16 protein-coding genes and 1 pseudogene are annotated in these 22,697 nt (G+C 43.5%); 7 read left to right on the forward strand and 10 right to left on the reverse strand.

Annotated elements, in window-relative coordinates:
• Positions 1-23 precede the first annotated feature (23 nt).
• On the forward strand, positions 24-1,367 hold the full coding sequence (locus ACT7WV_RS15610; RefSeq protein ID WP_445103761.1) for a glycosyltransferase family 4 protein: 1,344 nt from the start codon (positions 24-26) through the stop codon (positions 1,365-1,367).
• Here the strand turns inward: ACT7WV_RS15610 and ACT7WV_RS15615 are convergent.
• The 3 genes from ACT7WV_RS15615 to ACT7WV_RS15625 all read right to left on the reverse strand — a co-directional run bounded on the left by ACT7WV_RS15615 (position 1,329) and on the right by ACT7WV_RS15625 (position 7,830).
• Positions 1,329-6,188: a WD40 domain-containing protein gene (locus ACT7WV_RS15615; protein ID WP_445103762.1), complete on the reverse strand. Its 4,860-nt coding sequence runs from the start codon at positions 6,186-6,188 to the stop codon at positions 1,329-1,331. The genes ACT7WV_RS15610 and ACT7WV_RS15615 overlap by 39 nt on opposite strands.
• Complete coding sequence (locus ACT7WV_RS15620; RefSeq protein ID WP_445103763.1) at positions 6,164-7,495, reverse strand: P-loop NTPase fold protein; 1,332 nt, start codon at positions 7,493-7,495, stop codon at positions 6,164-6,166. Before ACT7WV_RS15620 ends, ACT7WV_RS15615 begins: the two co-directional genes overlap by 25 nt.
• A 101-nt stretch (positions 7,496-7,596) precedes the next feature.
• Entirely contained in the window at positions 7,597-7,830 is a 234-nt protein-coding gene (locus ACT7WV_RS15625) for a hypothetical protein (RefSeq protein ID WP_445103764.1), read from the reverse strand.
• A 682-nt stretch (positions 7,831-8,512) separates the two neighbouring features.
• Between ACT7WV_RS15625 and ACT7WV_RS15630 the strand changes: the two genes are divergently transcribed.
• Positions 8,513-9,985, forward strand: coding sequence for a GTP-binding protein (locus ACT7WV_RS15630; protein WP_445103765.1), 1,473 nt, complete (start codon positions 8,513-8,515; stop codon positions 9,983-9,985).
• 127 nt (positions 9,986-10,112) lie between these two features.
• Here ACT7WV_RS15630 and ACT7WV_RS15635 read toward each other — a convergent pair whose 3' ends face one another.
• Positions 10,113-11,858, reverse strand: a complete 1,746-nt coding sequence (locus ACT7WV_RS15635) for a mechanosensitive ion channel (RefSeq protein WP_445105665.1) — start codon at positions 11,856-11,858, stop codon at positions 10,113-10,115.
• A gap of 399 nt (positions 11,859-12,257) precedes the next feature.
• Here ACT7WV_RS15635 and ACT7WV_RS15640 point away from each other — a divergent pair, with 399 nt between their 5' ends.
• Both ACT7WV_RS15640 and ACT7WV_RS15645 read left to right on the forward strand, forming a co-directional pair.
• Positions 12,258-13,499 (forward strand): IS701 family transposase, encoded by a 1,242-nt coding sequence (locus tag ACT7WV_RS15640; RefSeq protein WP_445101212.1) that lies wholly within the window; start codon positions 12,258-12,260, stop codon positions 13,497-13,499.
• 148 nt (positions 13,500-13,647) lie between these two features.
• Positions 13,648-14,109, forward strand: a complete 462-nt coding sequence (locus ACT7WV_RS15645) for an SRPBCC family protein (protein ID WP_445103766.1) — start codon at positions 13,648-13,650, stop codon at positions 14,107-14,109.
• A 48-nt stretch (positions 14,110-14,157) separates the two neighbouring features.
• Here ACT7WV_RS15645 and ACT7WV_RS15650 read toward each other — a convergent pair whose 3' ends face one another.
• The 3 genes from ACT7WV_RS15650 to ACT7WV_RS15660 form a co-directional block, all read right to left on the reverse strand.
• Positions 14,158-14,979 (reverse strand): SirB1 family protein, encoded by an 822-nt coding sequence (locus ACT7WV_RS15650; protein WP_445103767.1) that lies wholly within the window; start codon positions 14,977-14,979, stop codon positions 14,158-14,160.
• A 120-nt stretch (positions 14,980-15,099) separates the two neighbouring features.
• Positions 15,100-15,906 carry a TIGR03943 family putative permease subunit gene (locus ACT7WV_RS15655; RefSeq protein ID WP_445103768.1) on the reverse strand — a complete coding sequence of 269 codons (807 nt, stop codon included), beginning with the start codon at positions 15,904-15,906 and terminating at the stop codon, positions 15,100-15,102.
• Between the two features lie 72 nt (positions 15,907-15,978).
• A complete protein-coding gene (locus tag ACT7WV_RS15660; RefSeq protein ID WP_445103769.1) occupies positions 15,979-17,022 on the reverse strand; it encodes a permease in 1,044 nt (347 codons plus the stop codon).
• 1,081 nt (positions 17,023-18,103) lie between these two features.
• Between ACT7WV_RS15660 and ACT7WV_RS15665 the strand changes: the two genes are divergently transcribed.
• Positions 18,104-19,438: an ATP-binding protein gene (locus tag ACT7WV_RS15665; RefSeq protein ID WP_445103770.1), complete on the forward strand. Its 1,335-nt coding sequence runs from the start codon at positions 18,104-18,106 to the stop codon at positions 19,436-19,438.
• A 14-nt stretch (positions 19,439-19,452) separates the two neighbouring features.
• Here the strand turns inward: ACT7WV_RS15665 and rimM are convergent, their stop codons facing one another.
• From rimM to ACT7WV_RS15680, 3 genes and pseudogenes are all read right to left on the reverse strand, one after another.
• A complete protein-coding gene (rimM, locus tag ACT7WV_RS15670; protein WP_445103771.1) occupies positions 19,453-20,088 on the reverse strand; it encodes a ribosome maturation factor RimM in 636 nt (211 codons plus the stop codon).
• 111 nt (positions 20,089-20,199) lie between these two features.
• Positions 20,200-20,298 (reverse strand): annotated as a pseudogene (locus ACT7WV_RS15675) (IS5 family transposase); the annotation flags it as partial.
• 362 nt (positions 20,299-20,660) lie between these two features.
• A complete protein-coding gene (locus ACT7WV_RS15680; protein WP_445103772.1) occupies positions 20,661-21,635 on the reverse strand; it encodes a WD40 repeat domain-containing protein in 975 nt (324 codons plus the stop codon).
• A 535-nt stretch (positions 21,636-22,170) separates the two neighbouring features.
• On the opposite strand from ACT7WV_RS15680, the gene ACT7WV_RS15685 reads away from it, so the two are divergent.
• Complete coding sequence (locus tag ACT7WV_RS15685) at positions 22,171-22,299, forward strand: hypothetical protein (protein WP_445103773.1); 129 nt, start codon at positions 22,171-22,173, stop codon at positions 22,297-22,299.
• Between the two features lie 9 nt (positions 22,300-22,308).
• Entirely contained in the window at positions 22,309-22,617 is a 309-nt protein-coding gene (locus ACT7WV_RS15690) for a hypothetical protein (protein WP_445103774.1), read from the forward strand.
• Positions 22,618-22,697: the final 80 nt, after the last annotated feature.

Raw genomic sequence — 22,697 nt, forward strand, 5'->3', positions numbered from 1 at the left:
TGCACACTCACAAGCGCATAAAAATGGTAGCAACTTTCAAGGAAATCATGCGATTTTCAGAGCATCTTTCAAAGCAAATTACAACTAATGCTAACAGAGTTAAGCATTTTGGCGACAGATGGGCGACCTTATTGGGTGAGACTATCGAAAGCAAAATAAGTCGAGTCAACAATCAACAACAACACAAAATTTTGTTTGTTGCTAACACTGGTTGGTATCTGTATAACTTCCGCCTACCATTAGCCAAATTTCTCAAATTACAAGGAATTGATGTTGTCTTAGTTTCTCCTTGGGACAGCTATGTAGAGAAACTACAAGCAGAAGGTTTCCGCTGGATTAAACTACAGTTAAACCGACGCAGTGTTAACCCTTTATTAGAATTATTTACTGTCGTTCACTTAACAAGTATCTATCTTCAAGAAAAACCCTCTGTTGTCCATCACTTTACGATTAAGTGTGTTCTTTACGGCACCTTTGCTGCTCAGCTATGTAACGTCAGAGCAGTTGTCAATTCTATTGAAGGATTAGGTTATATTTTTTCAAGTCAAGAGCGCAAAGCAAAAGTTTTACAACTTCTAATTAAACCCTTTTACAAGCTGGCTTTGACAGCCAAAAGGGTACGGGTTGTCTTGCTAAATTTAGATGACTTACGAACTCTTAGGGAGCTAAAACTTGTAGAAGTAGACCGCACTATTTTGATCAAGAGCTCTGGTATTGACTTGAAACGCTTTTCTCCATGCTCTAATCAGTTAGATGTTCCCTTAGCCACAGCATCAGCTCCCATAGTAGTGTTTGCCTCCCGCCTCACCACTGAGAAAGGAGTTTCCGAATACGTCGAAGCAGCACGCATTTTGAAAGACAGAGGGGTTAATGCCACGTTCCAGATAGTCGGTGCCCCAGATCCCGGTAATCCCTCTTCAATCTCCCAGAGTACTCTCGAAAATTGGCGCAACCAAGAAATTGTTGACCTGTTGGGACATGTGGATGATATTGAAAATCTTATTGCCCCGTCAATGGTTGTTGTACTTCCTTCCCATGGTGGAGAAGGTGTTCCTCGTATTTTGCTAGAAGCTGCCGCGATGGGTAAACCACTGGTAGCAACAGACGTTCCTGGCTGTCGAGACGTAATCGAACATGGCAAAAATGGCTTTTTAGTCCCGGTTAAAGACGCTGCACAGTTGGCTGATGCCATTGAAGTACTTCTCGAAAACCCAGAACTTTGTCAGACAATGGGAACTGTTGGTCGAAAGAAGGTTCTACGGGAGTTTGATGTTCAAGAAGTTATTCGGAAAACAGTAGGAGTTTACGAATTAATGGGAGTCAGGAATCTAACTCCAGTTCCCATGACTGTAAGTCATCGCTCCTAACTTGTCGCAGGCACTATCACGGCGCTGTTCAGGGTGATTCTTCAAATAGTCATGCAGCCAACTACAACCCCGCTCTACAAGATTATCTAAATCCATATTCCAGAGTATTACGGTTTTGTCTTTACTAGCAGAGGCGAGCAACTTACCATCTGGAGAGAAACTCACACTAAAAACAGTGTCTTTGTGACCCTCCAAAGTATTGATAAAACTACCGTCTTTACTCCACAGATTCACGGTGCCATCGCTACTGGCAGAAGCAATCAGCTCGCCATCTGGACTGAAGCTCACCCAATTAACCCCTCCATTATGCCCCTTCAAGCGAGGAGTGTAGTATTTGCCATTTCTCCTTCTGAGGATCACCGTACCATCACTAATAGCAGCAGCAATCAGCTGAGAGTCGGGGCTAAAACTGACCCAATTAACCCCTCCATTATGTTCTCTCCAGGTATCAAGCAACTTGCCATCTTTGCTCCAGAGTTTGATAGTTTTATCTTCACTGGCAGAAGCAATTAACTGACCATCAGGACTGAAACTAACGCCCCATACTGTACCACCATGACCAGACAAAGTATGGAGCAAAGTACCGTCTCTATTCCATACTTTAATAGTTTTATCTTTACTAGCAGAAGCAATCAACTGACCATCCGGACTGAAGCTGATGCCAGTAACCCAATCACTATGGGCTAGGAAGTCGTTTTTGGGCTGGCCAGTCTTACTCCAGAGTTTAATTTTCCCATCCCAACTAGCGGTGGCAATGGTTTGGTCGCGGGGGCTAAAACTCACACCACTGACTGCCTCAGTGTGTCCCTCAACTGGCTTGAGCATACCTCCATCACTAGCCCAGAGTTTTACTGTATAGTCCTGGCTGGCGCTGGCAATGGTTTCGCCGTCAGGGCTAAAACTCACACTATAGACAGAGTTACCGTGTCCTTTAAAAGTTTCCAGTTCTTCTCCATCCCGGCTCCAGAGTTTTACTGTATTATCAAGACTGCCACTGGCAAGCTTCTGACCATCGGGGCTAAAACTAACGCTAATCACTGCATCATTATGCCCCTGGAGAGTTCGGACTAACTTGCCATCCGTCTGCCAAATTTTGATAGTTTTGTCCGCACTGGTAGTAGCAATTGTTTGACTATCGGGGCTAAAACTAACACTAGTGACTACATCGTTATGAGCTTGCCAGCTATTGAGTTCTAGACCATCCTTACTCCAGAGTTTGATAGTTTTGTCTCTACTTACTGAGGCAAGCAATTGGGAGTCGGGACTAAAACTCACCCCCAAAACCCGATCCTGATGCCCTCTGAGGGTTTTCAGTAGAGTCCCATCGACATTCCAGAGTTTGATGGTTTTGTCTTCGCTACCACTGGCAAGGGTATTACCGTCGGGACTAAAACTAATACTATGAACGCGCTTACTGTGACCAGCTAGGGTTTTGAGTAGAGTGCCTTCAAGACTCCAGAGTTTAATCGTAGCGTCTTTACTGGCGCTAGCAATTATCTTGCCGTCAGGGCTAAAACTAACGCTATAAACTCCCTCGCTATGACCCACTAGATTTTTGTCAAAAGTGCCGTCAGCTTTCCAAAGTATGACAGTTCGATCTTCACTTGCGCTGGCAATTTTCTGACCATCGGGACTAAAAGCTACACTATTAACCCAATCAGTATGCCCTTCCAAGCGGTTAAGTTCTCTAATGCCATAAACTGCTTCTTGTAAGGTGGTTACTACCCGTGCCCTAGTATCAATTGTCTCCCCTAACGGATATTGCAATTTCTCGTCGGCACTCAAAATTTGCAGTAGTGCATCAAACTCTCTATTGGAGGCCACCAGTGCCTCAGAAGAAGCACTCAGGGCATTAAGCTGAGCATTATTTTCACCAATTAACGCTCGCAATCCCAGTGCCGCAAAAACCAGGGAAATTACTGCTAGGGCTGTTCCTTGGAGCAAAACTCGATTAAGTTTATCTTCAATACTCTTTTGTTTAGCAGTTGCTTGAGTTAGTCTTACTTGTAGTTCTTTTTCTCGAAGTAGTTGGTCAATTGTATCTTGACTTTGCTGATTTTTCTGGCGTAGATCCTCTAATTCTTCTTGGAGATCAACTTGCTGTTTCTGGCGGATAAAATCTACTAAATAATCATGAATTAATTGATAGCGGTTAACAGGAAATCCTGGCAGGAGAAATACTAAACCTGATTTTTCCAAAATCTCTAAGATGAGATTTAATTTTGTAGACTCTATACCTGATTCTCTGGCTAAATCAGCACTGGTTTTGAGGGGACGGTTGTTGTTTTCGTCGGTAAGCAAGTACAAAATTAACAGAGCCGACTTTTCATTTTCCGGCCCGCAGTCTTTAATAACTTTTTCTAAAAAGCGCTCTGCTAATTTTTCTACAGGGCCGCGCTGCCGATATTGCTCCAGAGTAGTAATATTTTCGGCTTGGAGTTGTGCTCCTACTACTTGCAACTCAATCGGGCGAACTTTTCCTAGCTTGCCAGCTAAATCTTTGACTAATTCATCAATTAAGACTGGTTCCCAGTAAAACTGAGCGCGGTTAGTTAATCTCTGAACTACCAGCTTGGCGTCTTTTAAAGAAAAGTCTCCTAAAGGATAACGAATTTTTTTATCAAGAATATTATTATCAATAACTTCTAAATCTACCTCCTCCATTTCTAGTAAGTGATGCAAGGAATCTTCACGAATCAAGAAGAACACCTTCACAAAAGGCAAATTTAAGCAGTCCCGAATAAAGTAGTAAAAGGGTGTTTTTTCTGCTTGCTCAGTATAAACCAAGAAAAATTCTTCAAACTGATCGAAAATTAAAACAGTCAATAAGTTGTGTTCACTATTCTGGCGTATTCTTTCTAGTAAAGAGTCTGGAGTTTGCAGTTTGGAGGCTTGAATTAAAACCTCTTGTTGTCGAGGATTTTTTATCAGTTTAGTTGGCTGCTCGTAGACATCTTCTTGAGACCGATCCTGGCTACTAGTAGCGGCAAGCTCAGATATTTCTCCGAGTGCTTCCGTCAAAGATTTATCTAATTGCTTAGGCCAATTAGTATAAACTCCTAGTAGTACTGGTAAGATAGTGCGATCGCCTAGACTTCTCTGTTTTAGGGCAGGTAACAAGCCCGCAGCAATAATAGAACTTTTACCCACCCCGGAATCACCGTGAATTACAGTCAGCTTATAATCGGGGCGTGTTATCCTCTCAATCAAACGGTTCACGTCTTCTTGACGCCCGGAAGCAGCTATTTCCTGAGCGACAATTCCTTGTGGATCAACTGGTGCTAACATCGGATTGATCATGGGTCGCTGTGGCTGTAGGCGACTGGCACCAATAAAAGCCCGGAAGCCATATACTTGCTCAACCGCACGCTGTTTTTGCTTAACCCGAAAAGCCTCTAAGTAGCGACTTTCCTCAAAGTAGAGCTTCTGTAAGGTTTCCAATAAGTGTAGATAGCGCTGAGGATAGTAACAGTAATCACTTGACTCTAGAGCTTGGGCCAACTGCTGGCTAGCTTTTTCCAAGTGCTTGTCAGCTTCTGACAACCGAGCTAGTTGTCGCTGGGCCTTCACTAAAAATAATCGATAAATTTGGGCTAGTAGTGAAGGATATAAACAAGCCTCTGGGGGCTGATCTTCACCAGCAACCACTAAGATCAATAGGGCTTTCTCTGCTAATTGAATAACTTGTGTCCATTGACATCGCTCCCAAGCGAGTTCAGCAAGAAAGCCGTAATCTTCAGCTAACTGCGCCTGCGTACCGTAGGTTTGGTGTAAAGCCAGGGATTTTTGAGCAGTAGTTTTCAGTAATGACCAAGATTTTAGGTATTGTAATATTTCTGCCAGGGTACTGATAAATCGAGCGACCAAGTCTTGACGCTCAGCCTTGAATAATACAGCAATACAGTCGTTGAGATAGGGCGCGGCTTCCTCCCAATAGCGGTGTCTTTGACTACGATACTGATCGGCTTGGCGGCAATAACACAAGCCCAAATGAAACAAAACCAATCCCTGTCGCTCTAAATTGTGGTTTTGTTGCCAAAAGTTTAAACTTTGACGATAACGGTTTTTAGCTGCATTAAAGCGCTCTTTGCCATAATCATCTAAACCCAAAACAAATTGCAGACTAGCATCTTGTTGTTCATCCAACTTGACACCACGATCCAATAAATCTCTGAGGGCATAATCAAGTTCAACACGATGTTTACCACTCGTAGCCAAATTGATGATGGAATGGTGACCGCAGATGTTGTAAGCAAGTTCTCTACTAGCATCAGGATGTAGCAGAGTATTAAATACTGTCTCTACCTTCTGGCAGAGGAAATCTTTCAAATCACTGGTGGTGATTTCAAACCTAATCGGTGTGGCGGCCCAACTAGCGAAATCTGGTGCGAACCTTACCAGCTTTTGCAGCACCTGATCATTGACCCACAAAACCAAGGGAAAAGGCATCCGCTTACGAAACTCATCCCGCACTTGATTGGTGGAATTCAGTAGCTCATCGAGAGCAACCACAGACTCTAAACCTAAAATGATTAAGGCAGGGTGAGGTTTATTGCTCAGGCACGGCTTATGGTGTTCATAATTTTGAATAGTTGTAAACAGAGTTTTTGCCGTGGGGGGTAGCTCTAGCTCTCGAATTGTGTATTTGTCTTGAGATAGTTTTTGCAGCTCTTGCAAAATTTGCTGTTGCAGCAGTTTATAATTGCACCGCACTAATACTAAAGAAAATTCACCTTGCGAAAGTGCCAGGGCGCGATGGAGAGCTTTTAATGAACCCTCGTTGTATAGTGCGATATCTACTGGTGGCTGTAGTTCAACCATGATTTAAATTGCTGCGTCTCTTCTAACGCCGGATTGATACCAAACCAATTGCCCTCAAGATCACGGTATTCAAAAACAAACATACTGCGCAACAGGATTTGGTACTGGATATCTCCTCTTAGAGTTTGCTGCTGCGCCACATGAAAGAGCAAGTTCCACTCATCGTCGGTGATTGATGAAGCTAAGTAATCCCGGCGTTCTCGAATCACACTGTCTAAACAATCACGAGAGATGGGCGGGTTTTGCTGCCTAAGACAATCAAACAATAACCCTAGCAGGTTCCGCACGTGACCGCCACTAATTCGGCAAAGGCGATCTAAAGTTTCGGTTGTTTCAAAAACTTCTGTGATGAGTTCCAGGCGTTCATTGCTTGTTCGATCAGGAAAAGCTCTTAAGAGTATTAGCTGTCGCAGCAGTTCCATACCCTCGGAAAACTCCTCTCCATTGCGCCGCCGCACTGGTATCATTTGCAAAATTTTGGGAGTTAGTCCACCGCCTAGACGATTTTTTAGGGTTTCACCATCATTAGAAAAAATTAATGCTAAGGGTATCGTGTAGACGACATGGCAATTAAGTTTCCTTAACTGTTCACCCCGGTCAATAAATAAATATTCTGGTTGCGATCGCCCAGAGGGTAGGGGACGAATATCTACCCGGTCTAGGTTATCAACAATTACCACCAGTCCCGCTTTACCACGCTGCTTTAATTCCGTGATCGCAGGTGCTAGAAGTTCTTGGTTAAGGGATTCTAAAATTCCACTAGTACGAGGCTCTAAGTACTCTCTTAACTGCCGCCGGAGTTTAGGACTCTCCTTGGTTTTGGCAGTAATTTTGCCCAGATTAATTGATAATTCTGCATCGTAATTAATTTCTATTGGCGTTTGTAAGAAATTGGCAACTTCGATAAAGAGTTTAGCAAAGTAAGAAGACTTAAGCTTGATGTTAGTTGCTTCAAGATTTTCGCTGACTTGAGCAGCTACACTCAGTAAAATATCAGTAATATCAACATCCGCCATGTCGAGGTCTTGAGAGGACTCAAAATATACAACATGAAACTTTTCCTGTTCAAGCTCCAATTTTAGTCTGAGTAATTCCGTTGATTTACCACATCCTATATGACCGGTAAACAACTGGCAAGTAGGCTCATCTGGTGAAAGAAGTGTGATCGTCCGCTGCAATGACTCAATTATTTTGCTCCCTCTAACGGAAGAAAAATCAACGTAGTACTGCTGGTCTTTTTTCTGACCCATAATCAGAGGTTTACTAGGATTAGAAGCTTTATAAAATCTTGGTAAATCTAGTTTCATAAGTAGTCATTATCAGGCTTGAAACCTATGCTGCCTGTAGGTCTACTATCAGACCAGAGTTTTCGACTTGTCGATAGTTTATCTTACTCTAAAAATCCTAGTTATCTCTCACATATTCCTACATGGCGACATTCATTTTCTTTACCTCTACGGTTAGCCAGCGAAGGTGATAAATACGGCTGCTCCTCAAGCTTTGTTTGACTAGTTAGGGGAGTTATTTTCTCAAAGGATAAGCGGCGCGGTTTGGGGATAGTGTGGTTATCCAAGAAAATTTGACCAGCTCCTAGGAAAAAAATTGGCAAATTAAAAGCTAAAATTAGTAATTTAGTACTCATTGTTTTTGATGATTTCTATTTACTGAGCAGAAAATTGCTCCTCAGTTTTATACGTAGTAAATTTCGGCAAATGTTGTCTTAATTCTGGATAATCTTTTCTGGGTTTTGTAAAAATCCGGTGTGCTTTTACTAGAAAAACAGTAAAGCATCAGTTATGCTTGATTCTTAATCTTTGATGATCTTCTGTTAATACTCTGCCCAAAGCAATTGCTTGATCACAAAAGCTAATGCACTCTTAGGCTTAATGCCTCAAGGACTTGAGACTACTGATAGAAGATTATTACTTGCTTGTTCAAGTAGCTTTGTAAAACCTTTGACCAAATCAAAAGTCAATAGTGCAGATTTTTCGAGTTTCTTAGTAGTAGAGTATCAAGCAAAGTGTCACTGATTAAAGCTCAAATAGTTTTCTCTAGTACAGGATGGCGGAAGTTTAGCAACCGTAGTGCGGGCATCTTGCCCGTGTGAGCGAGACGCTCACACTACCATGGTTGGCAGATTAAAGCCGAGGTCGATTAGTCTGGAGACCAAGATTACTGTATTTCCTCCCCATAAAAACTGCCATAGCATTTTACTTCCTCTTCCCTCGTGCCGATCTTCAAATGGTGGCAACTAGGATCAGAGTATTAACCACGTAGTATTTGCGGCTGTTCAGCTACCTAGCGCAGTGGCAGGAGGTGCGATTGTGAAACATTCATTACCTGAGCCTGACTCCTTCAATTCCGATAGTTTGGCTCACGAATTAGACAGGGCGATTTCGGGCTTTGAGGAGATTCAGAGCGAACTAAACTACAAACAGGCGCAAGACGCACTCAGGGATATAGTGACCCGTCTCGACCTGACGCCTCGAGAACAAGCTGGCCTAGGGTCAGAAATTGAGGACTTGAGGGAATTACTCAACAAACTAGAACATACCTGTATCCAGATTGCCGCCTTTGGCATGGTAGGACGGGGTAAGTCTTCCGTACTCAATGCTTTATTGGGTCAGTCTGTGTTTGAAACAGGTGCACTGCATGGAGTAACTCGTAACTCTCAAACAGCTAACTGGCAGTTGAGTACCGAAACTTTGGCGGGTACGAATCAGGATATCCAGCGAGTTGCCCTACCCAGTGTTGGTAATTCCCAGATTCAGTTAATTGACACTCCTGGAATTGACGAAGTAGATGGGGAAACTCGCGAGTTCTTAGCAATCTCAGTAGCTAAACAGGCAGACTTACTGCTATTCATCATCGCTGGTGACATGACTAAGGTAGAGTATGAAGCTCTTTCTCAGTTAAGAGCCAGCGGTAAACCAATGTTATTGGTATTCAATAAGATTGACCAGTATCCTGATGCTGATCGACAGGCAATTTACCGTAAAATTCGCGATGAAAGGGTTAAAGAATTACTCACCCCAGCAGAAATTGTCATGGTTGCTGCCTCGCCACTAGAAGCTGTAGCCGTGCGACGTGTCGATGGCAGCATGGGGATCAAGCGCAGCCCCGGAAAACCACAGATTCAAGACTTGCAGCTAAAGATACTAGAGATTTTGCATCGGGAAGGTAAATCGCTAGTGGCGATTAATACAATGCTTTACGCCAGTGACCTCAATGAGCAACTGGTAAGCAGAAAAATGGCAATTAGGGAGGAGAGTGCCAACGAAATCATTTGGAAAGCCGTGATCACCAAAGCAGTTGCGATCGCACTCAACCCTGTTACTGTCGTAGACATCTTCACGAGCAGCGTAATTGATGTGGTGATGATTTTGAGCCTATCACGTCTGTACGGTATCCCCATGACTCAGCAGGGAGCTGTGGGGTTGTTGCAAAAAATTGCCATCACTATGGGGGGTATTACCGCTAGCGAACTCTTTGCTAATTTAGGACTCAGTTCACTCAAGGGTCTTTTAACCCTGGCTGCACCAGCAACTAGTGGGGTGTCTTTAGCTCCTTATCTTTCTGTTGCGATAACTCAAGCTGGTGTAGCAGGTGTTTCTTCCTATGGAATTGGACAAATAACAAAAACTTATTTGGCTTCTGGGGCATCTTGGGGACCCGATGGACCAAAAGCTGTGGTGAGTCGTATTCTCTCTTCACTTGATGAAACTTCAATTCTCAATCGCATTAAAGGAGAATTGAGGAAACGACTGATCTCAGGAAAAAGTGGCTCACAGGTTTAGGTTGTTGGTATTTGAACAGAACTATAGACAAGGGAGACAAAAAAGAGATTAATTAACGCTTATCTCCCCCATCTCTCCCTTGTCCTTGTGAGCAACTCTGGAATCAGATTGCTAGAAGAAGCTGACGTTAGATATCAGTAGGTTTGTTTCCTTTGAAAGATGAGAGCCACTCACGTACTTGACCAGCAGCAACATCACGACCACCTAAACCAAAGGCAAGAGCGATCGCTACGGCAATTGCTCCTAAAAGAAGCCCAAAGGCTAAGTTAACAATATCGCTGGCAATGCCCATTTGTTGCAGACCCAGCGCCAGGGAAAAGGCGATGATCGCAATTCGAGCAGCATTTCCCAGAATTCTCGATTGGCGAGAACCAGAACTGGTAATCAAGTTAAAGGAAAGATTGGCTAGGTACAAGCCAACTGCAAAAACAATCAACCCCGCCAGAATCTGACCAAAGATCAGCAGCAGACCACTAACAATAGCAGTCAGAGCAGCAATCTCCAAGATTTCAACTGCGGCTATAATGGCAAACAGCATGATCCCGACCAACACAATAATTCCCACAATTTCTGAGGGTGTTCTTGTGGGAACAGAAGACTGTAAAGTTGTTTCTGGACCAGTCGAGGGCGGTGGTGGGTTGAGTCCTTCTGATGATGTTTCAGTAGGTGGGGGAACTGGTGTCCTGCGGCTAACGCGAGCTGAGGAGACGCCCATCCATTGGAAAATGTTGTTGAAGCCGAAACCAGTCAGGATATTAGCGACCAGCTCACTAGCAAATTTTCCTAAGACATAAGCAATAACCAAAATCACAGCGGCTGTGAAGATTTTGGGAAGAGCATTAAGAATCTGCTGTAGCATCGCGGTGGCAGGTACTGAGATTGCCGCAATGTTCAGCGCATTTAAGGCAGCGATCCCCACAGGAATCAAAATCAGTACATAGACAATTGTCCCCAGAATCCAGGATAGCGACTGAGTTCCAGTTGCTTGATTCAGACCAAACCGCGCCCCAAACTGGTCAGTACCTACTGCTACCAAAAGATTAGTGACGATACGGCGTACTACTTGAGCAACCAGCCAACCAACGGCAGCGATTACTATTGCTGCCAAAATATTCGGCAAGATTGCCAGAATATCATTGAGCATCTGCTGCACTGGTAGCAGGGTTCCCTCCAATTCGAGGGTGCTTAAGATGGATGGCAGAAATAGTAGAAAGATGAACCAGTAGGCTACGTTGCTAATTGTTTCTGCAAGCGAAAACCCACTAGTTGTTGGTGGAGTAGCTTCCCCAGCTCTTTCTGGTCTCTCTTCTACTTGCCGACTGAAACGTTCGTCTAAGTTTAACGCCCTCAAAGCCCGCGTTACTACTAGTTTGACGACGGTGGCAACTAACCAAGCAATTCCCAAAAGAATCGCTGCGCCAGCCAGCTGAGGCAAGTAGCCAAGGATTTGTTCCAGAAAACTATTGAGAGGTGCGGAAACAGTATTGAGATTGAGAGAATCTAGAACTGCCACAGCAGTCAAGATCATCACAATCCAGAAAACTATACCGGATATCCATTTCTCAATGGGGGGAGACTCTACTCCCGGCTGACCACCAGTTACCCAGGCGGCAATTTTGTTGTCGATATCGGTGCGACTGAGTAATCCCTTGACTAAACCAGAGGCAATCCAAGCAACGATAATGCCGACCAGCAGGATAATGATCGCATTTATCAAACTGACAAAAGATGTACCGAGATTGGCGAAAATGGCATCTGTTCCGCTCAATACCTCAGTGGTAGTTGTCGTTGTTTCCTGCGCTAAAATTAGGCGCGCTGGGAGCGGCACGCCCACTCCTAAAATTTGGACAATCCCTTCCCAAGTTTTATACATATTCATCCTTCTTCCGTTTTCCTCACATCCCGCAGGCAACCACAGGAAACTTGTGGCTACCGGGCTGCGGTCACGAGATGATGTTTATCCTCTCATTCAATCGGCGCTTTCGTCACAACAAATGCAGAGCATGTCCGATCAAGTCCGAGATATTTATGGACAACATTAAACCGCAAATTGCTGATCAGCTCCACTTTGATAGAACAATCAGGTACAAAAATTCATCTTTTTCTGTCTTCGCCTCTCTTTTGTACCCTAGATTTGTCGCCTAGTGTCTATTTTTTGGCAGAGTAAATAACGGGACTTAAACGAAAATAAAGAGTTAATAAAGGTATAATTTAGGCATGGCAGCCATTTGACATTAGAGTGTAAGACAGGAAAGAGACAACCCCCGCCGCCATGCCTCCTTGCTTCGATAGATGGTGCAAACGCTTTGATGATGTCTGGAGACATCAAGCGCAAAAAAGGGAGTTTAGGAACTATATTGGGGGATTATTAGGGGAAAGTGAAGGAAAAAACCTGTCTCAAATGGCGGATAACGCGGTGGGAGTGACTTACCACCGATTACATCATTTTTTAACGGAAGCCCCCTGGAATGCTCAACAGGTAAATGAGCGGCGTCTACTGGTGATGAATCAGTGTAGCCCAACCCGAATAAGTAGAGGATTCACGTTAATTGTAGATGACTCAGGACATAGGAAAAGTGGCAATTTCACGGCGGGAGTAGGACGACAGTACATTGGAGAAATCGGGAAGACAGACAACGGAATAGTAGTGGTAACAACTCATCTATATGATGGGAAAAAAAGCCTACCGTTAGATATAGAGTTATCTCAACACGCTAGTTCTTTAGCTGAAGGAAAAAAAGATATTGAATTCCAGAAAAAGCCGGAGTTAGGCTTAGCATTAATTGACCGCAGCATGAACAGAGGATATCGACCGGGTATCGTATTAATTGATGCTGGGTATGGAAATAACACAACGTTTTTGCTGGAACTGGAAAAAAGGAAACTCAAGTATATAGGAGGATTAGCCAAAAACCGTAAGGTGATAATTGAAATAGGGATAAGTCAACGAGAAGAGATTCGCCTAGATAAGTTAGCCGAATCCTTGTCGCCAAAAGATTTTACCCCTGTTCAAATCAATCTAGATAAACTGAAAACCGTTTGGGTGGCTCCTGTAGAAGTTGAACTCTCACAGCTTGAAGGAAAGAGAACAATTGCTATCGTCATGAATGCCTCAACCTTCGACCAAGCTAGTGATGTTGACTATTTTATTACCAATGTTGAATCAACAAAAGCCACAGCCGATTGGATAGTAACTACCTACTCTCAAAGAAATTGGGTAGAAGTTTTCTATCGGGAAGCCAAAGGCTGGTTGGGTTTATCTGAATATCAAGTCAGAGATTATAGAAGCCTGATAAGACATTTCATGCTTGTGTTTTGTGCCTATACATTTATTTTATGGCACACTTTAACCGGAGGATTAAGACGGCGTTGGGCATCGAAACCTTTAAACACCTTTACTGAAGCATTAGAGGCGTTTCGGACAGCGATGTCTTTCCGTTTTATGGAGTGGTTGAACCACAATCGGGACGTATTCTTTGCTCACAAAGCTGCTTTGGGCTTTGTTTGGGCTTGAAATCTGTCTAAGTCCCAATAAGCAATCACAGTTATGCTGTTAAGTGTTTAAATCAAAGTTTGGGCAGAAAATATACATATATAGTTAACCCTTGGTTTCTCATCTCTTCTGGCAGTATTTAGTCACCTCATTGCGTAGACCGCAGTAAATGTCAAACACTCAAGTTTTTGAACAATCAATCCAGATTAAAGCCAGCGCTACCGTTGTCGAGCGCTGCATCACTGACCAGACTTTGATGCACCGTTGGCTCAATCCTGTGTTGCGCTGTGAACCTATAGGCAAATGGAGTACCAGCGTCGGGAGTCGCTCTCGTTTTGTGATTAACATTCCTCTGCTGCAACCCACTCTCCAGACTGTGGTGGCAGAACGAGAACCTGGTTTAGTGGTTTGGGAGTTTAAGGGCTTTTTCCAGGGACGCGATCGCTGGGAGTGTCGCCCCAATAATAATGGCACCAGTCTACTCAACCGTTTTCAGTTTATAATTCCCAACCCTCTAGTTAGCTGGGGTTTCAACACCTTCGCTGCCAACTTCACGCAGGAGGATATGAAAGCACAACTCAGACGACTTAAACGAGTAGCGGAGGAGAATTATTATGGGACTTCTACTTAATGCTCATCGACGATTACTCAATAGCCAGCCAGTCTCGACCATTATCGATTAATCCTTACTGAGTTGCTCTAGCAAGCGGCTAATTATCTGGGCATCTTCCGCTAAAGGAAGCATTGCCAAGTACATTTTCAGATCTTGGGATGCTGTCCAAGAATCTCCCAGTTGGTAGTAAAGAAGTCCTCGATCCCGCAATTCTGTAGGGACTTCAGGAAATAAGAGCAAAATTCGTTCTACTGCTGCCAGGGCTTTGGGTAAGTCGTTGAGCTTTAAGTAAATTAATTTGAGATTAGTCAGCATCCGTGCCAGCAGTTGTCTAGAACTCACTGAAGCTGTGAAACCTGCTTGTAGCCGCACGGGATGCCCATAAATCTGACTCAGTCGCGCCTCACAATCTTGTTCAAATAAAATATCACCCTGATGGAAGGCATCAACGAAAATCCCTGCTTCCTGAAACTCTGGGCGAATTAGGAAATGCCCTGGCAGATTAATACCCACCATCGGGAAATCAAGGCGTCGAGCAATTTCTAGGTAAACGAGGGAGAGAGTAATGGGAATACCAGTTCGCCGCTCAATCACCTCATTGAGGAAACTATTTCGAGGGTCGTAGTAATTACTGGCGTTACCGCTGTAACCTAGTTCATTGTATAAGTAATGATTAAGACTCTTGATTAGCCGCAGGGGATATCGTTCTGGGGGCAAGCGTTCTTCTACCTCAGCCGCCATCACGTCCAGGGCACTGAGGTAGGCATCTACTTCCAATTCGGGGTACTCTTCTTGGGCAATATAAAGTGCCGATGCAGCCAGATCGATTTGGGTGTCTGGCTTACGTATTTCGTTATATAAGTTTTGACGCCCTAAGAGGAATTCCATCTGTTCTAGCGCGGCGGCTACTATTGATTTTTTGCCTATCTCTTGAGTTCAGTCTAGCGGACTGTTTACCAGCTTTCGTCAAAAAATTTCCCTCAAGACTGCCGCCATAGATGGCAAGCACTAGTAGTAGTAAGGATTTTCTGGTTCAGGAATTTTCTGAATAGAACTAGCATCAATGGTCAACTGGCGTTTGTTATCTAAGTTCTCGGTAATCATCTGACCCTCAATTTCTACCCAGGTATCAGGGGGATAAGCATCGCGGTTAACATCAAGTTTTACTGGTAAACCGACTGGATAAGCATCGGCAGCACAGCAGGTAATGATAAAGCGAGAAACTAATAGATATTGTGACGGTAAGTTGGGTGAGTGAACAACAAAACCATTAACCCTAACTTTTTGACCCGTATAAGCGTCTGGTTCGGGATAAACATTGAGTGTCCTTACCCATTCAATCAGCGTACGCTCTTGGGGGGCGCTAGCACCACGAAAGGCTTGGGGTTGCGATCTTGAGCTGAGTGCGGCTTCAGTGACTCCCCGGTCAAGTGCTGTCTGGCTAGTAAACACCCTCGGCGTTACCAGCAATCCCAAAACTGCCGCAGTTAGTAGCAAAGCACTACTCCAGCCAGGGGGAAATAGACTGATATGTTGCACTACGGGTACAGGTGCTTCACTCGATACCCTTTGCTGCACCTGACTCCACAACAAATAAACTCTCCAAGCGGCAAACATCAACAGTACTAAGGCTGTGACAACAACTAAGGCAAAGTAATTGGGGTGAATTAGTAAATTTAGTTTGCCACCGAGCCAATATTTCAGTATTACAGTGCCCCAGGCAGCTAGGGCTAAGATGTCTAACATAGGAAAGATCAGGTTTTCAAAGGAGGGCTGTTGACGCCTCAGCCGTCCTCTGTTGCGAGTGGAACTCATAAGCTTTGGTCACTAATAATTAAAAGTCCTTAGAGTGTTTGGTCAACGCCTCACAACTAATCAACGATTCAGCTAACTAAAATATAAGTTAATGATTAAAGTCAACAACAAGGTCAATTGTCCTACGAGGGCAAACAAGTAAATTATTGCCCTTGGCTTGAATACAGATAACATCAAACCGATCGCTTTAACATCGATCATCGGTCCGAACACCAAAAAGGCTAACAAAGAACCGCTGGTAAAAACGGAAGAAAAAGCCAGAGCAAAGAAAGAATCTACAGTGGAACAAATTGATACTACTGCCGCTAGCAGCATCATCGCCAGGATAGAAGTTACTGGTCCTTGACCAAGGCTAACGATGATTTCACGTGGTACACCAACTTGAATTACTGCTGCGATCGCACTTCCTATAACTAAGACACCTCCTAACTCTCGCAACTCTTGAATTGTATTCTCTAAGAACAAACGCAGTTTATCTGGCAAGGGTTGACTGATCTTGCCGGTAGCCACTGAACCCTGCAAGGAACTAGCATCCATCCGTAAAGGTCCTTCCGGTTGGCCCAGCAGAAATGAACCAGATTGTAAGAGTGCTGGTTTACGCTCTGGTTGTGCGGGTTTAGACTGCCAAAGGGAACCTACAGGACTCTCTGACTTGATTAACCGAGAGCGAGTCACCGACGGTTGTAGTAGGGGACGCAAGTCTGCTTGAGTACTGAATAAGCAGGCGATAAAAACCGCTATACTTAGGGAAAACAACACTCGCAACACCACGATTTCTGGCTGGTCTCGAAACGCCACCCAGGTTGCCCAAATTACAATGGGATTAACCGTGGGTGCTGCCAGTAACAACCCAATTGCTACGGGTGTTGGTGCTCCCTGGAGTAGTAGACGCCGCGCTACTGGGATATTGCCACACTCACAGACAGGGAAAAGAAAGCCTCCACAACTACCGACGATTGCTCCTAGCAGGGGGTTTCGAGGCATGGCAGCTATCAGCTTGCGCTCATCAACGAAAAATAGCAACAAGCCTGAGAGCAAAACCCCCATTAGCAAAAAAGGCATTGCCTCGACAAGCAAACTTAAGAAAAGGGTGAAGGCGGTGTTCAGTTGATTCATGCATTCTGCTTTTGAGTGGGTATTTTTACCTGAATGATTCAGTCAGTAAGATCTTCTTGGTCAGGATAGTAGTACCCCTTAATACGACAAGTACATCCTTTGAAACGGATGATTTAAAATAGTTGTTTATAGGGTTACTCTAGATCATTTTCAGTAGTTATATTTTCACTTGTTTTTGTGGGGGTTCTCTCCTCCGTGACGTCTTATCCCTAGAAAACCTGATGCCCACCTTGGTGAGGCGATTTACATCGTGAAGATTATAATCGATGCTGGTAGCTAAATCTTGTTTAACCAACACAACAAGGTTTCTTGAGCGATGGGGAGTTTTTTATCTTTTGGTTAATTTCCCGTAAGTGAGTTCAGGGAATAACCATTTTGTAGAAGTCTGGTTTGCTGAGCCTTGTCCTCTTTTCAAAGGAGACGCTACCCGGAAAGCGAAGCCTTACCTTCGAGGGCAACGAAGGGACAGCGAAGGGATAGCCTAAGGACAAACGATCACAGCGAAGGGATAACTGTAGGGTATACGGGGAAAAGCGGACAAGAATTGATGCCAACAGTAGACCCTAGTTCGTGTTTAGTAAAGCCATCACAGCCAAAGGCGAGAAAGCGCCCTGAAGGGAAAAGTTGCTACCGCTTCGCTGCTCAAGGTATCAGTAAAATACTTTTGCTAGAGGTCGATTAATTGTTAAGCCTGGGTAAGCAAAGTGTAGTTACATTATCCACTAGCAGTCATCATCTTTGGCATATTTGCCTGATTCAGAACCTTAGTCACTACCTGTTTAGGACAAGTGAGTTGTAGAAAAGATAATTAGCTGTTGATTAGTTATATTTTCGGAGGATAAATGTTGTTACATACCGACGATTAATTAGTTAAGTTGATCTCAAGTATTTTGAGCAGCGTAACCTATCGAAGGCAAACTACCAATGATTAACCTTTAATTAACCATTTATTTACTTTTGAACAATAAAAAATACACAATAAACTTATCATATGCTGGGCTTAAAATAAAACAAAGAAAATTAATGTTAAGTTGTTTTTTGCTAGTTAATATACAGATGATGTGCAAATAGTTTTGCTCTTATGATGCTTACCGTGCAGCAAGAAAAAAAAGCCTTATCCTTGACTACCCAATCTAATAAGCTGAATCTTAGTGTCAACTCAAGGTTAGAAGAACTGTCACTATACGATGTTCAAGTGGAATCATCTTGTTTGGGTAAAGATGTCGCTCAGACATTTCAGGTAAATCAGTTGCTACCCGGAGTTATTCTTACCGACAAAGGTAAGTTTGCTGGTATGATTTCGCGGCGTCGATTCCTAGAGCAAATGAGCCGCCCTTACGGGGTAGAACTATTTTCCCGGCGTCCTCTTTTCTCTTTATATAGCTTTGTCGGAGCAGAAGTTTTAAAGCTTAGTGGCAAAACGCAGATTGTAGAAGCTGCCTTGTGTTCCCTACAGCGTTCCCCTAAATTACTCTACGAACCAATTGTGGTAGAAATGGAGTCAGGAATTTACCGCTTGCTAGATGCCCATCAGTTATTAGTTGCTCAGTCACACATTCAGCAGCTAACAACCCAGCTACTCAATGAGCAAACTCAAGCTCAGATGATGCAAACAGAAAAAATGGCTAGTCTGGGAAAAATGGTTGCTAGTGTTGCCCACGAAATTAAAAATCCAGTTGCCTGTATCACTGGTAACTTGGGATTTTTGGCAGATTACTGCCAACAAATCATGCAAATGTTATCAGTTTACGAAGTTGAAGTTACTCAAACCCCTGAAAAAGTGACCACTCTTAAAGAAGAGTACGATCTAGATTTTATGCGGGAAGACTTACCCAAAATCATCAAAAGTATGAAAATGGGGTCAGAGAGACTAACTAAAATTATTGGTGGTTTGCAAAACTTCTCTCACCTCAGTGAAGCACATCTTCAGCCAACGGATATTCATGAGTGTCTTGAGAGTATTTTGATAATTTTGAATAACAAACTCAAGTGTGGTATTGAAGTTGTTAAGAATTATAGTTATTTACCACAAGTCCCTTGTTATTCAGGTCAACTGTCTCAAGTGTTTATGAACATTATCAGTAATGCCATTGACGCCCTAGAAGACAGGGCAAGTGAGCAAGTAGGTGGCTCAAAAACATGGCAACCTCGTATCGAGATTAAAACTGAAATTGTCTCAAAGTCTGAAGTCGATTGGGTGTCGGTACGGATTGCTGATAATGGCCCTGGGATACCACCAGAGATTCAACAGCGTATTTTTGAAAACTTCTTTACTACTAAGCCTGTGGGTAAGGGAACAGGCTTAGGTCTAGCAATTAGTCACCAGATAGTTACGCAAAAACACGGAGGTCAACTGCTCATGCTGTCAGAGCCATCAATTGGTACAGAATTTCAAATTTTATTGCCACTAATTTAGTAAATAATTCAGTATTAATTGTCGTTGATTTCGATTTCTAGTAAACCAGGAGGCGGTGTAATTTCGATTCGACCACCTTGGAGATCTACAACTGGCGCAATTTCTTTAACAAAAGGAATCAGTACTGTTAATGGTTTCGCTGTTTTCTGGCGCTTAAATTTGCGTTGTTTACTAATTCTGTTGGGAGTCGGAGCTTCCGGCTTGGCTGGCGCTGGTGCGGGTTGCTGATGCAGTTTTACCTCCAAAAGAGTGTTACCTGCTGGAATGATACTCACTACAGTTCCAACAGCTTCACCTGTAAGCTGATCAAAAACCTCTAGATCAATTAAATCCCTTACATGATACTCATCTTCTCCTAGCATGGGGCGGTCACTTTCTGGCACCAATAGCAGAGAATCTCGCAACGCTTCTGCTTGATCACGGTTTTCTACCCCCGCTAGTCGCACTATGTATAATGCTTTTCCCGGGACATAACGCCCACTCACTAATTCTACAGATTGGGGTTCCGTTTCACCCGGTCGTTGTAACCAACGCTGTCCTGGTTTTTCAAACCGTTCCGGAAAGTCAGAATTGGGATAAACCCGCAATTCCCCTTTAAGACCTTGGGGGGAGACAATTCTACCGATTTCTAGCCAGTCGTCATTGGTCATTATTGATGAGCTGCGATTGCGATGCTGTTAGCTTTTCAATTTTAGCTATTTACTGTCAATTTACTGTACGGCAATTCTTTCCTTAGTAACTCAATAGACCTCCTGCATAAATCAGGAAGCATGTGCTAGTTCGTAGTTGGGCAAGCCAGCAATCAGATTTAAACGCAAGCCAAACCTTTTTCTGCGGTTGCGATAATGACCGGAAAAGATCAAGGAAAATCTTGAAGCGGCGAATGACGTGTTCCACTCGTACCTGAAGTCATGCTAGTGACTGATTATGCTACTTCTCCACCTCTAGCGGGGGTTGAAGAATGGGGCTTTTTCCTGGGAATATAAGCTCTCGGATGGAGTATTTCTGCTTAGTTTCACTTCGACAACAAGGTACTACATTTTCTCATGCGGAATCAGGGCTTTAAGGTTAAGTGACTTACGGATGAGATCGCAAGTTAGAGCAATTAGGAAAAACAGAAGTTGTCCAATAATCTGCTTTTCTAACTAAGCATTACAGCCAAACTACTCTACTTGAGCTAAGCGAATTCAAGTTAAATGATACTGTAACCAAAACCTCTGACTCAAGAGTGCATCTGCCAAATTTTAATCGTGTTGTCTTTACTACCACTAGCAAGAGTTTTGCCGTCCAAGCTAATGGCGACGGAATAAACAGCGCCTAAATGACCTCCAAGAGTTTGAATTTCTTGACCATTGAGTAGATTCCACAACCTAATCGTGTAGTCCCCACCTCCACTGACAAGAGTTTGTCCATCTGGACTAAGGGCGAGGGATTGAACATCGCCGGCGTGACCAGTGAGGTTGCCTAGAAGCGTTCCAGTACCTGGATTCCAGAGTTGGATAGTTCCGTCAGCACCGCCACTGGCAAGAGTTTTTCCATCTGAACTAACTGCAACTGCATTAATGTAGGATAAGTTTCCTGAGAGGGTTTGGATTTCCTGACCAGTGCTGAGGTTCCGCAGCTTGATAGTTTTGTCATTACTACCACTGATCAGAATTTGCCCATCTGGGCTGATGGCAAGGGCGACTACGTAGTCAAAATGCCCTGTGAAAGTATCCAGAACCTGAAGAGTGTTAAGGTTCCATAACTTAATGGTTTCGTCATTACTGCCACTGGCAAGAATCTGCCCATCTGGGCTGATGGTAACAGCATTCACAAAGTCAGAATGACCTGTGAGGGTAGATATAACCTTTCCCGTGGTGAGACTCCAGATTTTGATTGTTCCGTCATCACTGCAACTAGCCAAAGTCTTTCCATCTGGGCTAATGGTGACAGCAACAACAAAGTCAGAATGACCAATTAGGGTATCGAGGAGTTCTCCAGTAGTAAGATTCCACAGCTTGATCGTGTGATCGGCACTACCACTAGCCAGAGTTTGTCCATCTGGGCTGATCGCTACAGAATAAACTACATCTGAATGCCCTCTGAGGGTATGGACACAACACCTGTAACTGTTTTGTTCCATTAATTGCGCCACTGCGGTATTCCAATCGTGTAATTCATTTTGCCACTGTTCCATCGGTTCTATCTGAATCATTTACGACACATGAGACTTGTTGATTATTGCCTTCGCTTATACAGCGTGACAGAAGTAACCTACCAGTTATCAACCGTAGGTTTACTTAAATCCTCTACTCTTAACGCACTAATCCGTAAAAGTAGCAAATCAAATGATCTATGAATTATTTTTACTTAGCTCTACTAATCAACAATTAATCAACAATTGAGGTGGTTTGGTTACTCCTCAATTGAATTACCCACAGTCCCTGGTTTTTTTGTTGGTAAAGTTTGCTCTCTGTACTCTAGGTTGGTGATGTACCTTGAAGCTGACTACAAAAGCACAGACAAGATAGTCTTGAGTGTTGCTACTAGCCTTCACAAAACTCAACTTTTATATGTATTTTTTTTACTGCAATGGTATTATTGATTAAGCCAATTGTACCTTTCTACTCAAAAACAAAGAAGAACGCAAGTCGCAAACTAAGAATAATTGCTTTCTTAGGAGATAGGCAAGCAATTATGAGCAAACTGAGTTAATCATTCAAGATATTCGGTGACGTCTCTTAGCCGTAATGCCAAAGTGGGACAATTACAAGCAGGAAACAACTCTACTGGCAAAGTCAGAAAAGACGGCGAAAGTAGATGAGACCGAGACTGAGCAAAAGCAGGGTTTAAACACCACTAAAGATAGCAAATTCTAACTGATTATTATGGCAACTCCAAGCAAATTGCAACCAACTTCACAACTAGTCACCACTCAGAGGGCGCTACCCATGCCTCTCCCTGGAAACCGCCCAATTTCTGCCAGCAAAGTTCAATTTCGAGAAACTGTCTCCTGGATGGGTAAGCGGCCCATTGCCTCTAGCAACATTACAATCTCGGACACGCTCACTATTTCTGGGAATCGCCCCATCACATCTAGTGCTCTTAAGTTTATCGAGGGAGAAAATTTGGTAGGCAACCGACCAATTGCCTCCAATGAAATTGATGATGAGGACTTAATGGGTTATTTGGATTAATCACAACTCATAAAGTTTGTATTGTCCCACTAAGCTTACTAGTCAGGGATTTTTATCGAAATAATACAAATTAGTGGTGA

It is taken from the genome of Symploca atlantica LB2515 (assembly GCF_052546295.1).

What these genes read in the sequence shown, in the direction of transcription:
- ACT7WV_RS15690 (WP_445103774.1), top strand. Translation starts at nt 22,309, where the DNA reads ATGGCAACTCCAAGCAAATTGCAACCAACTTCACAACTAGTCACCACT.
- ACT7WV_RS15615 (WP_445103762.1), bottom strand. Translation starts at nt 6,188, where the DNA reads ATGGTTGAACTACAGCCACCAGTAGATATCGCACTATACAACGAGGGT.
- ACT7WV_RS15680 (WP_445103772.1), bottom strand. Translation starts at nt 21,635, where the DNA reads ATGATTCAGATAGAACCGATGGAACAGTGGCAAAATGAATTACACGAT.
- rimM (WP_445103771.1), bottom strand. Translation starts at nt 20,088, where the DNA reads ATGACCAATGACGACTGGCTAGAAATCGGTAGAATTGTCTCCCCCCAA.
- ACT7WV_RS15665 (WP_445103770.1), top strand. Translation starts at nt 18,104, where the DNA reads ATGATGCTTACCGTGCAGCAAGAAAAAAAAGCCTTATCCTTGACTACC.
- ACT7WV_RS15660 (WP_445103769.1), bottom strand. Translation starts at nt 17,022, where the DNA reads ATGAATCAACTGAACACCGCCTTCACCCTTTTCTTAAGTTTGCTTGTC.
- ACT7WV_RS15650 (WP_445103767.1), bottom strand. Translation starts at nt 14,979, where the DNA reads ATGGAATTCCTCTTAGGGCGTCAAAACTTATATAACGAAATACGTAAG.
- ACT7WV_RS15635 (WP_445105665.1), bottom strand. Translation starts at nt 11,858, where the DNA reads ATGTATAAAACTTGGGAAGGGATTGTCCAAATTTTAGGAGTGGGCGTG.
- ACT7WV_RS15640 (WP_445101212.1), top strand. Translation starts at nt 12,258, where the DNA reads ATGCCTCCTTGCTTCGATAGATGGTGCAAACGCTTTGATGATGTCTGG.
- ACT7WV_RS15610 (WP_445103761.1), top strand. Translation starts at nt 24, where the DNA reads ATGGTAGCAACTTTCAAGGAAATCATGCGATTTTCAGAGCATCTTTCA.
- ACT7WV_RS15620 (WP_445103763.1), bottom strand. Translation starts at nt 7,495, where the DNA reads ATGAAACTAGATTTACCAAGATTTTATAAAGCTTCTAATCCTAGTAAA.
- ACT7WV_RS15655 (WP_445103768.1), bottom strand. Translation starts at nt 15,906, where the DNA reads ATGAGTTCCACTCGCAACAGAGGACGGCTGAGGCGTCAACAGCCCTCC.
- ACT7WV_RS15645 (WP_445103766.1), top strand. Translation starts at nt 13,648, where the DNA reads ATGTCAAACACTCAAGTTTTTGAACAATCAATCCAGATTAAAGCCAGC.
- ACT7WV_RS15625 (WP_445103764.1), bottom strand. Translation starts at nt 7,830, where the DNA reads ATGAGTACTAAATTACTAATTTTAGCTTTTAATTTGCCAATTTTTTTC.
- ACT7WV_RS15685 (WP_445103773.1), top strand. Translation starts at nt 22,171, where the DNA reads ATGCCAAAGTGGGACAATTACAAGCAGGAAACAACTCTACTGGCAAAG.